Raw genomic sequence first — 17,134 nt, forward strand, 5'->3', positions numbered from 1 at the left:
AGCACAACATGAAAAAACCAGATCAAATAATTAAAATTGAAAATATTTTGAAAATTGTACTTTCTGAATACACTTTAAAGGATTATAAGATTGGTTACATAGATAATAGAAATACATACGAAATTAATAATGTTGGAGAAATTATTGGTTTGAATTTAATAGGTAATAATATAAATGATATTTATTTCCTAGAAGATCTCGCAGCTTTAAAATCTTTAAGTTTAGCAAAAAATAAAATTTCCGACTTATCGCCAATAAAAAATTTAAAGTTACTAGAAAATTTAGATTTAGATCACAACGAAATTAAAGATATTTCTTCGCTTAGCGGTTTGACAAACCTCACTTCGTTAATTATTTGGCGCAATAAAATATCAAATATTTCAGCATTAAAGAAATTAAATAAATTATCATTTTTAGATCTTTCATACAATCATATATATGACATTTCTGTAATGAGCAATTTTTCGGAATTGACAGAATTAATATTATGGGGAAATATCATCGATGATATATCAAGTCTTGAAGAGCTAAATAATTTAAAAATTTTAAATCTGGGTGCAAATCAAATAAATGACGTATCAAATTTAAAAAACTTAAAAAGTTTAAAAGAAATAAATCTAGAATATAATTCAATTTCTGATATCACAACATTATTAAAAATTAAAAACCTAGAAAATGTTTTTTTAAATGGAAATAAAAAAATCGAAGTAGACTTTCCGGCAGAAGTTCTTAATGCAGATTGGCAAGCAGTAAAACTTTACTCTGAAAACTCAAAAAAAAATGTTCCATTTAAAAATGTCAAAATACTATTATTAGGAAATCCCAACATAGGTAAATCAAATCTTTTAGAATATTTAGAAACAAATGAAATACCACAAAGAAATGAATTAACACATGGTGTTGTTTACAAAAAAATCACAATTAATGATATTAACTTCCACATTTGGGATTTTGGAGGACAAGAATATTTCCATGCAACTCATAAATTATTTTTTAGTCCAAATGCATTAAATATTGTTTTATGGGGTAAACATCAAGCGAGAATAAACGAAGAGTTAAATAATCAAAACTTTGACTTAGATTATTGGTTACGCACAATTGAACAATTAACTAAAATTGATAAACCACAAGAAGTTTTAGTTATCGAAAACAAAACAGATTTAAACAATCCAAAATACAGTGCAACTCCTCAAAATCAAATCAAATATGTTGAAAATTATAAATCATTACATATTTCATTTTTAGATTTGTGTCTATTAGAATTAAAAAAAACAGAAAATTTTAAAGATAGTCTTATCCAACTTTCAAAAGAAATTATTTCAAATTTTAATTACCCTGCTTTTTTTGAAGTATTTTGGAAAAGAATTGAAAACTTAGACAAAGATTTTGTTACGATTGAAGAAATAAATAATAGACCACGTATTGAAAATACAATATCAGCAGTAAAAATATTTCACAATATGGGAATGCTTTTATACTTTCCTGATATCATAGCCAATAAAGTTTTTGTAAAACCACAAGCTTTACTTGAATTATTATACGAGAAGGTTCTAGGTCAAGATAAAAAAGATCGTCTTAGTAAAATTGAAATTCAAAATGCAATAAGTGGAAATTCTCTACAACTAAGCGTTGAGGAAATAATTGCTTTGTTAAAGTACTTCGATTTATGCTTTGAAATACATGAAGAAAAAAACACTTACTTTATTCCACAATATTTAAAAGAACAAAATCCTTTCGTAATAGTTTTTGAAAAAAATACTTTCGAATTTTGTAATATAAAGGTCAAATCAGACCATTACTTAATGAGTTTAGCAATGCTAAAAGTCTTTACAAAATACGGCAATAATGTAAAAAGTAAAGATAATAAGGACTATTTATTTTGGAATAATGGCATAATTATAGAAAAAGAAGATCAAATACTTATGATAAAATTTGATCGGGAAAATCAAACCATCGAATTATATCAATCCAAAAATAACTCTAATTTTAATTTACAAAGAGAGATTATTGATTTTATCTTAAAAATACCTCATGTCGGCGCTATAACAATTAAATCAAATTATTCTAAAGATATTGTTTGGGATGTTAATTGGAATTCAACATATTTTGATGTGTTAGTAAGCATTAATGGTGAATATTATGTTTCGTGGAAAAAATTAGAAGAAGATCAAGAATTAACTCAAATTAAAACATACAAATACAACACTCTAAACAAAATTGAAGATGAAAAAATTGAAGAAACATCTAGATTCAACAAGTTTTTATTTAGCAATTCAAAAGACATAATTATGTTAGAAAAAGAAAGTGAAAAACCTATTATAAATAACATTCTTAATTTTAATGGTAACGTAAATAATCACGGCACAATTGCCAGTAATGTTGAACAAGCAACAACACATAATATTTCTGAATCATTAACAAAATCTAACAATAAATTAGGATTATCGAGCGAAGAAGAAAAAGCTTTAAAAAACTGGAAAAACAAATCATTATTTTTAATCTTATTTGCATTATTCTTTACAATTTTAGCAGTCATAATTTACTTCTATGAATTTGCTTTTATAATGAGTCCTCAAGACTGGACTACTTTCAAAAATGGAAAATCTAGTAATTTAATAATTTACATAATAACTACTATTTGGACGGCATGGATTTTAAAAATGATATATGACAGGTTTTATGATGTATCAAAGGAAAACTCTTTTATAGATTTATATCGAAAAAAAAACAAATAATATAGGTATTATTAAAAAACATTAATCTGTCTTACACACTAGTGTTTCCTGCTAGCGCGAGCGTCCCGTTCGTGAACACAAAGAAATTCAAGAATACTAAAATGTGCACGAGCGAGACGCTCGCGCTAGCAACAAAAACATAAAAAAAGAGACCTCATCAAAGGTCTCTTTTCAATTTAATATATCTTCAAAACGTTTATTTCCCGCTCAATAATTTCTCCAAATACTCCACTTTATCTTTTTCTGCTTGCACCAAACGTTCGTAAAGTTCAACAACTTTATCTAAAGGATTAAAAGTACAATTATAATCCCCTGCTAGCGCGAGCGTCCCGCTCGTGAACACAAAGAAATTGAAAAACCAACTGGAACAGGCACGAGCGGAACGCTCGCGCTAGCAATAGAGCAAAAAAAGAGAACTTTCATAATTCATATAAATCATTGTTTTTTTTAAAACTTACAATTAATTAGACCAACATCTTTTTGCAATATTAAAAATCAATTGCCTCCAGCTTTAGCTGGAGGTTTTGTTTTAGACAATAAAAAGGCTTTAGCCAAAAAACACAAAAGATTAGGCTAAAGCCATTTTCTGCTCTAACTTTGTTCCTCCAGCTAAAGCTGGAGGCAATTCAATTTTGTCTTTTGCTAAAGCAAAATTTAAATTCAAAACTTAAAAATTACAGCATAGCATTACCATGATTACAAAAGCATTACTCGAAGATATTCCCGCATTAACCATCTTAATCAATTCAGCCTACAGAGGCGAAACTTCTAAAAAAGGGTGGACTACCGAAGCACATTTACTAGAAGGAAAAAGAACCGACGAACAGGAAATGACCGAAATTTTTCTTGATCCAAAAAATACAATTCTGAAATTTACAGAAAATGACAAAATTATCGGTTCGGTTTTATTGGTAGAAAAAGGACATCAATTGTATTTAGGAATGCTGACTGTTTCGCCAGAACTTCAAAACAGCGGAATCGGGAAAAAACTTTTGGCAGAAGCCGAAAATCAGGCAAAATCTTTGGGTTTATCGAGTATTATTATGACGGTTATTTCGGTACGTGAAGAGCTTGTGGCTTGGTACAAACGTCATGGTTATGCAGACACTGGCAAACGTGAAGCTTTTCCTGAGAGTGAAATTCATACGACAGTTTCTGCTGAACCTTTGGAGTTTATTCATTTGGAGAAAAGTATTTAAGTTTTTGTTTTGCCACGAAGGCTCTAAGACACGAAGTTTTTTAATCTCGCAGAGCCGCAAAGTTTTTTCGATAAAGCTCTCCATACAGTTTGTCTTCCTGAGCGGAGTCGAAGGACCGCCAAGCTATTCAGCAAAGTTTTTCTTCTTTGTCGAGCTACTTATGATCCTTCGACTTCGCTCAGGAGGACAAAAAAAGAGAATAAAATTATTAAAATATTCAATAAATGAACATACAGCTTTTCTCTAAAAAAAATACTAAACCCTCTATTTGGAGTGGCGGATTGACATATGAATATATGATCGATCCAAAAACAGCAAATTATGCCGATGGAGATTTCTCATTTAGAATAAGCAGCGCTACAATTGAGGAAGTGCCTTCGGAGTTTACCAAATTTAAAGGTTATCATCGATACTTGGTTATGCTTGATAACGACTTAGATGTTGAGGTAAACAAAGAAAAAAAAGTACATGAGAAGTATGAAATCATGGAATTTAATTCGGATGATGAAGTAACTTCTTTCACCAAAGGCACTGATTTTAATTGGATGGTTTCTGAAAAAGTATCCGATCATAAACTGGAAATTGCAAATGGCAATCAGAATTGTAATACTGAAGTGGTAATTGTATTTTCTTTAGATGCAACCGTTATTACAATTGATGAAAAGCCGTACCATTTAGAACCTCATGATGCATTGGTTATTGAAAATCAAGAAAAGGAAAATGTAAGGCTTCATTTTTCTAATGAATGCTTGCTTGGAGTGTTGGATTTTTAATTCTTACCACGAAGACACGAAGGCGCGAAGTTTTTTTCTCGAAGAGTCGCAAAGATTTTTCACGCAGATTTAAAAAGATTTAAGCTGATTTAAAATAGATCATTTATTAAATTAAATCTGCCTGAATCTGCAAAATCTGCGTGAAACAAAAATCATTTTAATCTCTTTAATCTGTGGCAAATATCTAGACGCACCGCAGTGCGTCTCTACAGAAAAACCTTTATCACTTTGCATCTCTGCACCTTTGAACCTCAAAAACTAAGATACTGTTCTCTTAATCTTCGAAAGAAACTCGTGTGAAACACCCAAATACGAAGACAAATTCTTATTATTTATCGAACTTACTTTTTGTGGATAACGTTCTTTAAAATCCAAATAACGCTGTTTTGAGGTTTTATTCAGCACATCCAAAAGCCTTTGCTGAATAGCGACATTGGCACGTTCGATCATAAGCACATGAAACTTAATAAGTTTCGGAATTACAGCAAACAAATACGCTTTTTGCATTTTATTGATAACTACTATTTCGCTGTCTTCTATGGCTTTAATATTGTATGTGGTTGGTTTTTGATGGTAAAAACTTTCCAGATCGCAGATCCATTCATTTTCGAATGAGAAGAAAATAACGGTTTCCGTTCCGTTTTCGTTTAAAATGTAGGTTTTGAATGATCCTTTCAAAATAAATCCTTCGTAACTGCTGTTCGAATTTTGGATTTGCAGGAACTGATTTTTTTTGAGTTTAACGAGTTCTGCTTTAGAGACAATAATATCCCATTCTTCATCTGTGAGCGGAATCTTTCGCTCAATGTTTGTTCTTAGTAGGTTGTACATCTTGTGGTTTTTGTGGTTTTTTGTGAGGTTAAATTTGTTTTTCAACTCATTATTATTTAAGGGCTTAAATTAATGTAATCGATTACGTAAAAATACACATAAAATGCATTTTTGTAATTTTAGAAGTGTTAAAAAAACACATTTCGTAGATTTTTTTACAAAAGTTTGAACTTGTTCAACTTTTTTCCTACAAATAATATTGAGTTTTGCGTTGTTAAACTTTTATAAATAACCAAACTTAATTATGAACTTAAAATCAACACTTTCAATGTTCGCAGCAGCATTGATTTTCGGATTTACAGCATGTAATTCTGAAGAAATCGCTTCAAACACAGAAGCAAGTATTCAACCAACAAACGAAGCAGCGATTGATGCTTCTGCAACCAATCCGACTGGCAAAATCGGAAATTGTGCTGAGGTTCCGGGATGGGCTTCTCAAAACGGTGGTACAACGGGAGGAGGTTCTTCTGCTGAAACTACAGTTACAACCTACGCTCAACTAAAAGCGGCGATTGAAAACACAGCTGTAAAAGTGATTAAAGTTTCTGGAACCATCACAATTACAACAAGATTATCATTTCAGGATCAGACCGGAAAAACTATTTATGGTGCAAGCGGTGCAAAACTGGTTTCGACAAATCAGACCAAAGATGCTTCTGGAATTATCAACATCAAAAGATGCAAAAACATCATCATCAGAAACTTGATCTTTGAAGGCCCAGGTGCTTATGACACTGATGGATGGGATAATGCTATTTTGGATGAATGTACAAATGTTTGGGTGGATCATTGCGAATTTAGAGACGGTGTAGACGGAAACTTTGACATCAAAAACAAATCAGATTATATTTCGGTTACCTATTCTAAATTCCACTATTTAAAACCACCAAAAGCAGGAGGTTCAGGCGGATCAGACGATCACAGATATTCAAACTTAATTGGTTCTAGCGATGGCGCAACGGCAGACCGCGGAAAATTAAGAATCACTTTCGCAAGATGCTGGTGGGCTCCAGGCTGCAAAGAAAGAATGCCTAGAGTTCGTTTTGGACAAGTGCATATTGTAAACAGTTTCTTTAACAGCACCGTAAGCAATAAATGTATTGCAGCAGGATTTGAAGCCAATATTCGTGTAGAAAGCAATGTTTTTGAAGGCGTAAAAAACCCAATCGAATTAATGACTGGTTTTACTGCAGTTACAGCTACAGATAATGTTTTTACAAATGTAACAGGAACTCAAGCTGGAAGCGGAACTGCTTTTACTCCTCCATATTCTATCGTGAAATTGGATAAAACTGCTGTTAAAGCTGATATTTCTGCAAATGCAGGACCTACTTTGGGCGGTAATGTTTGTGGTTCTTTCTAATAGATTTTTTTGTTTGCCACAAAGGCTCTAAGACACGAAGTTTTTTAATCTCGCAAAGACGCAGAGTCGCAAAGTTTTTATATTCTTTGCGCCTTCGTGTCTTTGCGAGATTTTTTTGGCCTAAGCTTAAATTATCTTTTTTTTGCCACAAAGGCACTAAGGCACTGTATTTTTAATCTCTCAAAGAAGCAGAACCGCAAAGTTTTTTTCTCTTTACCATATAAGTTGTATAAGATAATTTAAGCTTTGCCTAAAATGAACTTATACAACTTATATGGTTTAATTACTCTGTATCTTTGCAAGATTTCTATATAAAGTGAGACGCACTGCATTACGTCTCTACGGAAAAACCTTTGAACCTTTGCCTCTCTGAACCTTTGAACCTATTATAAAACGAGTTCTTCAAACAAACGCTGAATGGTTTTCTCCAAATCCTGACTCAATCCCGGATGAGGTCTTGAGGTTTGAATTGCCGAACTTCTAATGGCTGTTAACCATCTAAAACGCTCTGGAATCTCAAATTCGGCGATTGGTCCGCCATCTTTGGCTCCGTTGGCTATTTTTACTAATGAAGTCAAATTACATTCTAATTGTTCGATGTCGAAATCGGCAGAAAGCGCTTGTATTTTTTCTTTATTTAAATGAAAAAGAACCTTTATAAATTTGGCTTTTTTGCAAAACAAAATGATTCCGATATTCAGGAATTCTTCGCGCTCTACCCTTGGCACAACACGAATCACAGCATATTCGTATAAGTGATTATCTTGCATTTTGAGCCTGATTTACAAATATTTCTGAATTCTCTAATCTTGTCTTTAAAAATTGCAAATAAACGTTTCGCAATCCTTCAGGAGTTTCATCTGCGTCTTCCCATTGCAGCCAGTCCAACGGAATTGTGTTGACAATTTCTTCTAAAATTTCTGGAGTAAGAATCGCTTTAAACTCAGCATCAACTTCTTTTAACATTGAAGCTTGCGGCAATAAAACGTGATCTTTTATCAACGCAAACGGACTTTTAGCATGCTGTTCCCAATTATGCCAAGAATGGTGGAAGTATAAGCACGCACCATGATCGATCAGCCATAATTCTTTATGCCAAATCAGCATATTGGTGTTTCTGAAAGTGCGGTCAACATTGGTGATATAAGCATCTAGCCAAACAATCTGAGAAGCCAATTTAGCATCTACGGTTGTTACAGCAGGATCAAAAGTTATAGCGCCAGATAAAAAGTGAAGTGCCAAATTCAATCCCTGACTTCCTTGCAATAAATCCTGAATTTCTTCATCGCCTTCGGTTCTTCCGAAAGCTTCGTCTAGGTTTGCGAAAACTAATTCTGGTAATTGTAGTTTTAAGGCTTTTGCTATTTGTCCGCCAACTAATTCGGCTATTAAGGCTTTTACGCCGTGTCCGGCACCTCTGAATTTTAATACGTATTTAAAGTCGTCATCGGCTTCGGCTAAAGCGGGTAAAGAACCGCCTTCGCGCAGTGGCGTAATATAACGCATGACATTTACTGTTCTTAAGTCGAAATTTTTCATATTACAAACTTAAGGTTTTTGCCACGAAGACACAAAGACACGAAGTTTTTAATCTCGCAAAGTCGCAGAGTCGCAAAGTTATTCCTCAAAGCTAATTTCTTTGTCGATCCACTTGCGCCCCTTCGACTTCGCTCAGGGTCACAATCGTTGAAAAAATTATCTAATTATTAAATTGGCACATTTCCTAATTCAAGAAACGCCTTCCCTAAATACTTAATAATTGTCGAAGCTGTAAAAGATTCATAACCTGTTTTTGGTAAAGCCAAATCGGCTGTTAATCCGTGGAGGTAGACGCCCATTTTGGAAGCATATTTGGCTTCATAGCCTTGCGCTAGAAGGCTTGTGAGGATTCCCGTTAAAACGTCTCCACTTCCTGCGGTTGCGAGCGCTGCGTTTCCGCTTGTGTTTTCGTAGACAGAAGTTCTATTGATAATGTAGGTTGGTGCGCCTTTCATGACCACAATGACTTTATATTTTTCTGAAAAAGCAATTGTTTTTTGGAATTTCTCAGCTTCTGAATTCCATTTTCCTATCAAACGTTCTAATTCTTTTGGGTGTGGTGTTAGAATAGTGTCTTCTGGAACTAATTCTAACCATGAAATGTTTTCTGAAATTATATTTAAAGCATCTGCATCCAGAACCAAAGGCGCTTTATTGACTCTTAAAAATTCAAATAATGCTTTTTGAGTTCCAAGCTCCTTTCCTATTCCTGGACCTATTCCAACTGCTTGCGGAATTATTGGCAGATGGATATTGGTAATAAAATTGGTATTTTCGTCTGTTACCGTCATTACTTCTGGAATCGAGATTTGAAGTATTTGGTAACCGCATTTGGGTATAAAAGTCGTTACAAGTCCGCAGCCTGTTTTTAGGCAGGATTTTGAGGCCAGAACTGCCGCTCCTATTTTACCATAACTTCCTGCAATAATCACCGCATGACCTTGTGTTCCTTTATGAGTTTGAGGATTTATAGGTTTGTATAATTTCTGAAATTCTTCTTTATTGATTAAATACGGTGATTTCATTCTTTAGTTGGTGTTAATTTTAAACACATAGAATCATAGTTTTACTTTACGAGTAAAGGCGTTTCACTTGTTTTAATAAACATAGCTAATTTGCAAAATCGTCCTCTTAATTATGAATCTGTCGATTTCTTTTTTGTATCCTAAAATTACATAAAAAATTGAAATCCTGAGTCTTCTATTGAAACTGTCACTCCTAGCCCTGATCGCAGCGGCATCTCCCGATTTAGAAAAACAAGGCTTTTTAGCCGTAGTTTTTGTTTATCGGGAATATAGCGGATAGCAGGAAATAGCTCCTAATTATTGCGAAATTTATAATTTAAGGTCTTTTAATTTGATATTTTTTGAATAGATTTGCAAAACAATTTTATAAAACAACACAATGAAAAATACTGCGCTTACGCACATACATGAAGGTTTAGGAGCGAAAATGCTTCCTTTTGCTGGTTATAATATGCCTATCACTTATGAAGGGGTTAATGCTGAACACGAAACGGTTCGTAATAGTGTGGGCGTTTTTGACGTTTCGCACATGGGTGAATTTTTGTTAACAGGTCCAAATGCTTTGGCTTTAATTCAGAAAGTGACTTCAAACGATGCTTCTACTTTGACAATTGGAAGAGCACAATATTCTTGTCTTCCAAATAACGAAGGCGGAATTGTTGACGATTTGATTATTTATAAAATGAAAGACGAAGAGTATTTGCTAGTTGTAAATGCTTCTAATATTGAAAAAGACTGGAACTGGATTTCTTCTCACAATGATTTAGGAGTTGAGATGAAGAATCTTTCTGACGAATATTCATTATTGGCAATTCAAGGGCCAAAAGCGGTTGAAGCTATGCAGTCTTTGACTTCTATTGATTTGTCTGCTATTACTTACTACCATTTTGAAGTGGCAGATTTTGCAGGTTTTAGCGATGTTATTATTTCTGCTACTGGTTATACTGGTTCTGGCGGATTTGAAATTTACTGTAAAAATGCTGATGCTGAGGCTATCTGGAATAAAGTTTTTGAAGCTGGAGCTTCTTTCGGAATTCAGCCAATTGGTCTTGCTGCTCGCGATACTTTACGTTTAGAAATGGGATTCTGCCTTTACGGAAATGATATTAACGATACTACTTCTCCACTTGAAGCTGGTTTAGGATGGATTACTAAATTCACTAAAGATTTTACTAATTCTGAGGCTCTTAAAAAACAAAAAGAAGCTGGTGTTACAAGAAAATTAATTGCTTTTGAAATGCAAGAGCGTGCTGTGCCAAGACATGATTACGAAATTGTTGATGGTTCTGGAGCGGTAATCGGAATTGTAACTTCTGGAACTATGTCTCCTTCTATGAATAAAGGAATTGGTTTAGGATACGTAACAGTTGCAAACAGTGCCGTTGACAGCGATATTTTTATTAGAATCAGAAAAAATGATGTTCCTGCAAAAGTGGTGAAATTACCGTTCTACAAGAAATAAATTTTGACTTTATAAGTTAAAGAATGCGTTACAGTTGTAACGCATTTTTTTTGCGGCAAAATAAGCCGATTCAGGTTAATTTATTTGGTGTCTATTCGTTTAACGATTAAATGCTTTTCGTTGTCGATATTTTGCTAAAAATACTACAATTTGTAAAAAAATTAGTGTAACTTTAATCATGAACCATGAATTTCCATTTATGAAAAAGATTTCACTACTCCTTTTTTTGCTGACATCAACTATATCAATTGGTCAGAACAGCGCAGAAACTTGTGAAATATTAAACAAAATAAATGCGCTTATTCAAGCAGAGCACTTAAGGCCAAAACCCGTTGATGACAGTCTTTCTGTGTTTGTTTTTGATAACCTCATAAACGAATTAGATCCTTCTCGCAATATCTTTTTTAAGAGCGAATATGATGAATTGGCTCAGAAATACCGCTATAAATTAGATGATTTGATTATAAAAAATGATTGCAGTTTTCTCACTGATATTAAAGCTCAGTACATAAACGGCCTTTTGCGCACTAAAAAAGTTTTAGAAAAAATTCAAAACATTCCGATAGATTACACTAAGAAAGATACTATCCGTTTTTATAAAAAATCTTTTGCTTTCTATTTAAAAAAAGAGGATTTAGAAAAGGTTTGGACAAAAAAACTGCGTTATCAAATCTTAGACGACATTGCTGAAACGAGTGATAATCTGGATTCTTTAAAAACCAATTTCAAATCGATTGAACAGGCTTCTAAAAATCAAATTGTTTCAAATGAAATCTGCCGTTTTAGTACATTAATAGACTCAAACACCAAACAGGAAGAGAAGCTATATAATTTCTTCTGTACTTATTTTGATCCACACACAGCTTATTTTAGCGATGATTCTAAAACTAGTTTTGTTGCTTCTTTATCAAAAGAACATTTGTCGCTTGGAATGACGGTAAATCTCAACGAAAAAAACGAAATTATTATTGATGAAGTTGATCCAAACGGACCAGCATACCAGACAGGACAAGTAAAAAAAGGCGATCAGATCATTTCTATTTCCAATCAGAAAGAAACTCTTCAGGTTTCGTGCGCTTCGTTAGAATCTATTTCGACCATGATTTTATCTGAAAGCAACAAACATATTACGCTTACCTTAAAACGCAATTCGGGTAAAAGTTTTGATGTTTATATTGAAAAACAAATGATGAAAGATGAAGAAAATTCCGTTTTCAGTTTCATCATTGGCAAAGACAGCAAAATTGGTTACGTAAAAATTCCGAGTTTCTATGCCGATCTTGATGGCACCAGCAGAAAAGGATGCGCCGATGATGTTGCTCGAGAGGTTATAAAACTACAAAGAGATAGCATACAAGGACTTGTTATTGATCTTATTGATAATGGTGGCGGTTCTATGGAGGAAGCTATAAAACTAGCCGGAATGTTTGTAGATTACGGTCCGCTTTCTATTGTAATTGACAGCAAAAAAGAAAAATCTGTAATTAACGATCCTTTTAAGGGCGTAATTTATCGTGGCCCTATTGTGGTTTTGGTAAATAGCAATACGGCTTCGGCAAGTGAGTTTTTCGCTTCTATAATGCAAGATTACAATCGCGCACTTTTGTTAGGAAGCAATACACTTGGAAAAGCTACCATGCAGACCATTCTTCCGCTTGATGAGGAAAAAAATACCGATTTCTTAAAAATCACTATCAATAAATTCTACAGAATTACAGGAAAAAGCCATCAATACATTGGGGTAAAGCCAGATGTATTATTGCCTGAATTTTACGAAGATGTTTATCAAAGAGAAAGCGATTTCCCGACGGCAATAAAAAATGACAGCATAGAACCATTCTTAAAGTACAAGACGTATGTCAAGCGAAATTTAATAGATAAAATTGCCAAAAACAGCTCGGAGAGATTATCAGACAATTACTTTTTTAATAATATTAAAAAGATTAATCTAAAAATAGATCAGCTTGTTAATGCTCCAAAAGCGGAAATTCCGATGACAATAGATGCGGTTTTCAAACAGAAAAGGACATTAAATGCGCTTTGGACAGAGATCAACACTTTTAATGATGAAAATAATCCGCTTGATGTTTATAACTCCAGCGTTAATCAGTTTCTTTTAGGAGCCTATCCTAATGACAAAACGATTAATCAATATCAAATGGATAACCTTAAAACAAATCCGTACCTCAACGAAGCCGTTAATATCATTAATGAATTTAATGGAGGGGCAAAATAGTTTTTTTTTAGATTCTAAGATACTGAGATGCTAAGGTTCTAAGTTTTTTTTCTGTAATGTCTACTTGGATATATAAAGGTTTCCAAAGTTTTATTCATTTAGCTCTTCGAACTTTTTTATTTTAAAGCCTAGTTTAAAAATTTCTTCGTGTGCTTTGCGTAAACCTTAGCGTACTTCGCGGTTAAATTCAACACAAACCATGTAACTTGAAACCTGAAACTTGAAACAAAAAAGAACAATTTTGTTTTTGTAAAAATTAGGAAAACCGTATTTTTGCATCACAAAACTAAAAATTAGAAATGGGAAGAGCGTTCGAATTTAGAAAAGGAAGAAAAATGAAACGTTGGTCTGCAATGGCCAAAACATTTACCAGAATTGGTAAAGATATCGTAATGGCTGTTAAAGAAGGCGGACCAAACCCAGACGCCAATTCTAGATTAAGAGCTGTTATACAAAACGCGAAAGCTGCAAACATGCCTAAAGACAATGTGGAGCGCGCGATTAAAAATGCAAGTAACAAAGACACTGCTAACTATAAAGAAATTTTGTTTGAAGGATATGCTCCTCACGGAATTGCAATCTTAATTGAAACTGCTTCTGATAACAATAACAGAACTGTAGCTAATATTCGTAGTTATTTCAACAAATGCAACGGAACAATGGGAACTCAAGGTTCTGTTGAGTTCATGTTTGACCATACTTGCAACTTCAGAATTGCAAAAGATGGTATCGATGCTGAGGAATTAGAATTAGAATTAATTGATTTTGGTGCTGAAGAGGTTTTTGAAGACGAGGACGGAATCTTGATTTACGCTCCTTTTGGAAGTTTTGGTGCTTTGCAAAAAGAATTAGAAAACAGAGGTCTTGAAATTCTTTCTTCTGGTTTTGAGCGTATTCCGCAAATCACTAAAGAATTAACAGAAGCTCAAATTGCTGATGTTGAGAAATTGATCGAAAAAATCGAAGAAGATGATGACGTAATGAACGTTTATCATACGATGAAAGAAGAATAGTCTCTCTATAAAATATATTTTAAAAAGCTCTGGATTTTTCTGGAGCTTTTTTGTTTTTGGGAATTTACCCTTAATTCAAATAAAAAATTATATTTGTTTATAGAGCAAATATGAACCAAACCTTCCAAATGAAACTAATAGAAAACTTTTACTGTATACAATCTGTCAATTTTGCCGACGATATCAAGGGAATAAGTTCAATCAAAACAGAATTAGTAAGACCTTCTATAAAATTATTAGATGTAGAATATTCGGAGAAAAAGACTTATACAAAGAACTTAGTCGCAAAATCATGCCCAGTTTATGATCAAGATTTTACTTTAGATGAATTATTATTTTTATCAAAAACATACGGATTCGAAATTGAAGAAGATAATAATTTAAAAGGATATTATAAAAGCATTTTAAAAATTCATAAGCTGTATGACTGCCCTGGCTATATCACTTTAATGGAGTTGGACGAAAAAGAATATTTAAGGATTGAATTTCTTCGTTGGCAATTTGACTGTCAACCTAGAGGCGCGGGAGAAGATATGTTGGGAGAAGATATTACTTATATCCTTGGCATATGGGAGTCTCCATTGCTGACAGATGAAATAATTGCAAAAATAAAAAGCGGTAATCAAAAGTCAGCCTACTTGTTATGACCAAAATTTCAATTATAAAAAAAATACCATTAGGCGGCAAAAAATCGTTTCCTATTGAAACACCTGATTTTAAATTGCCTTTTAGTTTTTACTGCGGAAACGGAGCGATAAAACATGAAGCTATAATTTCGTTTAAAAACTCTAGTTTTTTAAATTCATTAATCGAAACGGGACAAATCACAAATAAGGATCTGGCTCAATTTCATATAACTAAGTTAGAAAATTTAGAAGATCCAAATAGAACATTTCTGTACAGATATCAAATTTGCAATTTTAAAGATTGCCACAACACTTATCTTTTAATTTTTGATATTGACGAATACAGAGACTATTATAGCTGTTTTATACATGCCGTTTTACAAGTAGAAAAATAATTATATAAGATTTATTGTAGAGGCACACTGCAGTATGTCTCTACAGAATATTGGCACGAGAATTAATCGTATTTTATTTTTACAAAAAAGCCACATAATCTATGATTCAATTAAAGAAAATAGAAAAATTAGAACCTCATAAAATTCTAAACAAAAAAATAGAATTTGTTTACAAAGGCTGGGAAGAACCTAACGGAGGTCAAGAACTTGTCTATTATGCTTTACTGATTGATGGAATAGAGAAAACCGAAGAATTGTTCTCGGAAAACGCAATTCAATGCGTTATAAATGAAAAAATAGAAACGGAACATCCATCTAAAAATTTCGCATTTATTCCGAATAGAGATTTTCTTTTGCTTAACACTCTAGACTTTACCAAAACTAGCTTAAAAGTATATTTTAGAGAAGACGGATATACATTTCAAGACAGTTTGGTTGGGAGTTTCTTTTATCCAGAAAATCATTTATTAATCAATAAAAGAAGTTTGGTGTTGACTGATCTTAGAACTTTAAAAAGTAAAAAAATAAAGTTTGATGAAGATACTAATATCGAATGGGCTTTTTTGATTAATTCAACTCAACTGCAAGTTATTCAAGCTTTTTCAAATAGCTGTTTTGCATATGATTTAGAAGAGCAAAAAATTATTGAAAAAAGAAATATCGTCAATGAATCGCTTTATTCCAATATCTTTAGATGGATTTATAGAGGACAAAAATATCAATCCAATCAATTGCAACTGGAACTGATTCAGAAAAAGGAGAATAAATCTATTAGCACCTATTTTAAAAATGATTGATCAATTAGACAAAATAAAATCTCATTTTGGTTCAAATCTGATTAAGAGAGAAATTGCCCCTCAAATAAGTCAAAAACTTACTGATGAAGAAATTTTAATTCTTTCGCAAATTGGATTATCAAATGGTGTTTTAGATTTTCAGTTTACTGACGATCTTTGCGAATTATCAGAATCAGAAATTGTAATTGGAAAAACACTTTCTAATAACAATCTGATTTTAGATTTAGAATCTAGAGAGATAAAGAGAGATGGTCAGTTTTTTATTTCGAAATCACTTAAAAATTTGATCATACAGCTTTATACTTACGACAACTTATGGGAAAACGATATTCCCCAACAAAAGTTTGGCAACTATCGAAAGGATTCAAACCATAAAAAATATGCAAAATTTTTAGAAACAGAATTGCTGAAAATAGACGAAAATCTATTAAAAAGCGACAACGGATTGTGGACTTCATTAATAGAAGATATTGAATTTGGTATTGTTGGCTAAAAAATTGAAGAAATGGGTATGTAATTCTTTATAATTGATTCTGCTTACAAATCATTTAAAAAATCATTATTAGCGTAATAATAATTTCTAAAAAACAGAAGCAAGTCTTTTGCATCAAGTGGTGCTTTGTTTTTGTTTAATGTATTGCTGATAATATCGTTATCTTCAATTTTCTCGATTTCCCAAATATCATTTTCATTAACCAGTAAAAGAAAAATCCATTCGTTAAGATATTTAGAACAAAAAGTTATCCTCTCCTTTTCGTCTCTCTTTTTCTTATCCAAATGGACAAAACCTGTAAACCCAATTATTAAAAACTTTTCTTTTATCGTCATATTACCTTGCAGATATTCAGGAATTCGCAGCTAAAATAAGAAATAGTCCGACCATTATTTGAACTCATTTTAAACTAAGATTAAATACTTCTAAAGATAAGATTTCGTTTATATTTGCAACACCTCAAATATAATTTAAACTAAAAATGCAAACATCAAAAATCACTCGAATTGCTGTAGTAGCGCTAGTACTTTTGTTCTTAGTGCTTAGCGTGATCAGCTGCAGCACACATGTACACACTCACGGCCACCCTCACCCTTCATCAGGAAAAAAAATACCACCAGGACAAGCCAAAAAAATGAATGGAGACC

16 protein-coding genes and 1 pseudogene are annotated in these 17,134 nt (G+C 32.7%); 11 read left to right on the forward strand and 6 right to left on the reverse strand.

What is annotated here, in order from left to right; all coding sequences use genetic code 11:
• The first annotated feature begins 8 nt into the window (after nt 1-8).
• Complete coding sequence (locus RB618_RS08625; RefSeq protein ID WP_308068383.1) at nt 9-2,735, forward strand: leucine-rich repeat domain-containing protein; 2,727 nt, start codon at nt 9-11, stop codon at nt 2,733-2,735.
• A gap of 196 nt (nt 2,736-2,931) precedes the next feature.
• On the opposite strand, the pseudogene RB618_RS08630 reads toward RB618_RS08625, so the two are convergent.
• Nucleotides 2,932-3,042 (reverse strand): annotated as a pseudogene (locus RB618_RS08630) (transcriptional regulator); the annotation flags it as partial.
• 385 nt (nt 3,043-3,427) lie between these two features.
• On the opposite strand from RB618_RS08630, the gene RB618_RS08635 reads away from it, so the two are divergent.
• Both RB618_RS08635 and RB618_RS08640 read left to right on the forward strand, forming a co-directional pair.
• On the forward strand, nt 3,428-3,934 hold the full coding sequence (locus RB618_RS08635) for a GNAT family N-acetyltransferase (RefSeq protein ID WP_308068384.1): 507 nt from the start codon (nt 3,428-3,430) through the stop codon (nt 3,932-3,934).
• A gap of 224 nt (nt 3,935-4,158) precedes the next feature.
• Nucleotides 4,159-4,707, forward strand: a complete 549-nt coding sequence (locus RB618_RS08640; RefSeq protein WP_308068385.1) for a HutD family protein — start codon at nt 4,159-4,161, stop codon at nt 4,705-4,707.
• Between the two features lie 258 nt (nt 4,708-4,965).
• Here RB618_RS08640 and RB618_RS08645 read toward each other — a convergent pair whose 3' ends face one another.
• Entirely contained in the window at nt 4,966-5,538 is a 573-nt protein-coding gene (locus RB618_RS08645; protein ID WP_308068386.1) for a Crp/Fnr family transcriptional regulator, read from the reverse strand.
• A gap of 244 nt (nt 5,539-5,782) precedes the next feature.
• Here RB618_RS08645 and RB618_RS08650 point away from each other — a divergent pair, with 244 nt between their 5' ends.
• On the forward strand, nt 5,783-6,901 hold the full coding sequence (locus tag RB618_RS08650) for a pectate lyase-like adhesive domain-containing protein (protein WP_308068387.1): 1,119 nt from the start codon (nt 5,783-5,785) through the stop codon (nt 6,899-6,901).
• A 386-nt stretch (nt 6,902-7,287) separates the two neighbouring features.
• Here RB618_RS08650 and RB618_RS08655 read toward each other — a convergent pair whose 3' ends face one another.
• The 3 genes from RB618_RS08655 to RB618_RS08665 form a co-directional block, all read right to left on the reverse strand.
• Nucleotides 7,288-7,671, reverse strand: coding sequence for a DUF3037 domain-containing protein (locus RB618_RS08655; protein WP_274256172.1), 384 nt, complete (start codon nt 7,669-7,671; stop codon nt 7,288-7,290).
• A complete protein-coding gene (locus RB618_RS08660) occupies nt 7,661-8,440 on the reverse strand; it encodes a HipA family kinase (protein ID WP_308068388.1) in 780 nt (259 codons plus the stop codon). The genes RB618_RS08655 and RB618_RS08660 overlap by 11 nt, the downstream gene beginning before the upstream one ends.
• A gap of 167 nt (nt 8,441-8,607) precedes the next feature.
• Nucleotides 8,608-9,465 (reverse strand): NAD(P)H-hydrate dehydratase, encoded by an 858-nt coding sequence (locus RB618_RS08665; RefSeq protein ID WP_308068389.1) that lies wholly within the window; start codon nt 9,463-9,465, stop codon nt 8,608-8,610.
• Nucleotides 9,466-9,844: 379 nt separating this feature from the next.
• Here RB618_RS08665 and gcvT point away from each other — a divergent pair, with 379 nt between their 5' ends.
• From gcvT to RB618_RS08700, 7 genes are all read left to right on the forward strand, one after another.
• Nucleotides 9,845-10,927: a glycine cleavage system aminomethyltransferase GcvT gene (gene gcvT, locus RB618_RS08670; RefSeq protein WP_308068390.1), complete on the forward strand. Its 1,083-nt coding sequence runs from the start codon at nt 9,845-9,847 to the stop codon at nt 10,925-10,927.
• Between the two features lie 199 nt (nt 10,928-11,126).
• Nucleotides 11,127-13,163, forward strand: coding sequence for a S41 family peptidase (locus tag RB618_RS08675; protein ID WP_308068391.1), 2,037 nt, complete (start codon nt 11,127-11,129; stop codon nt 13,161-13,163).
• Between the two features lie 299 nt (nt 13,164-13,462).
• Nucleotides 13,463-14,176, forward strand: coding sequence for a YebC/PmpR family DNA-binding transcriptional regulator (locus tag RB618_RS08680; protein WP_012024626.1), 714 nt, complete (start codon nt 13,463-13,465; stop codon nt 14,174-14,176).
• A 128-nt stretch (nt 14,177-14,304) separates the two neighbouring features.
• Nucleotides 14,305-14,823, forward strand: a complete 519-nt coding sequence (locus tag RB618_RS08685) for a hypothetical protein (RefSeq protein ID WP_308068393.1) — start codon at nt 14,305-14,307, stop codon at nt 14,821-14,823.
• Entirely contained in the window at nt 14,820-15,197 is a 378-nt protein-coding gene (locus RB618_RS08690) for a hypothetical protein (protein ID WP_308068394.1), read from the forward strand. The genes RB618_RS08685 and RB618_RS08690 overlap by 4 nt, the downstream gene beginning before the upstream one ends.
• 101 nt (nt 15,198-15,298) lie before the next feature.
• On the forward strand, nt 15,299-15,994 hold the full coding sequence (locus RB618_RS08695; protein ID WP_308068395.1) for a hypothetical protein: 696 nt from the start codon (nt 15,299-15,301) through the stop codon (nt 15,992-15,994).
• On the forward strand, nt 15,987-16,487 hold the full coding sequence (locus RB618_RS08700; RefSeq protein ID WP_308068396.1) for a hypothetical protein: 501 nt from the start codon (nt 15,987-15,989) through the stop codon (nt 16,485-16,487). Before RB618_RS08695 ends, RB618_RS08700 begins: the two co-directional genes overlap by 8 nt.
• 44 nt (nt 16,488-16,531) lie before the next feature.
• Here the strand turns inward: RB618_RS08700 and RB618_RS08705 are convergent, their stop codons facing one another.
• Nucleotides 16,532-16,822: a hypothetical protein gene (locus RB618_RS08705; RefSeq protein WP_308068397.1), complete on the reverse strand. Its 291-nt coding sequence runs from the start codon at nt 16,820-16,822 to the stop codon at nt 16,532-16,534.
• Nucleotides 16,823-17,134: the final 312 nt, after the last annotated feature.

The organism is Flavobacterium sp. LHD-85 (genome assembly GCF_030929595.1).
GTDB lineage: Bacteria > Bacteroidota > Bacteroidia > Flavobacteriales > Flavobacteriaceae > Flavobacterium.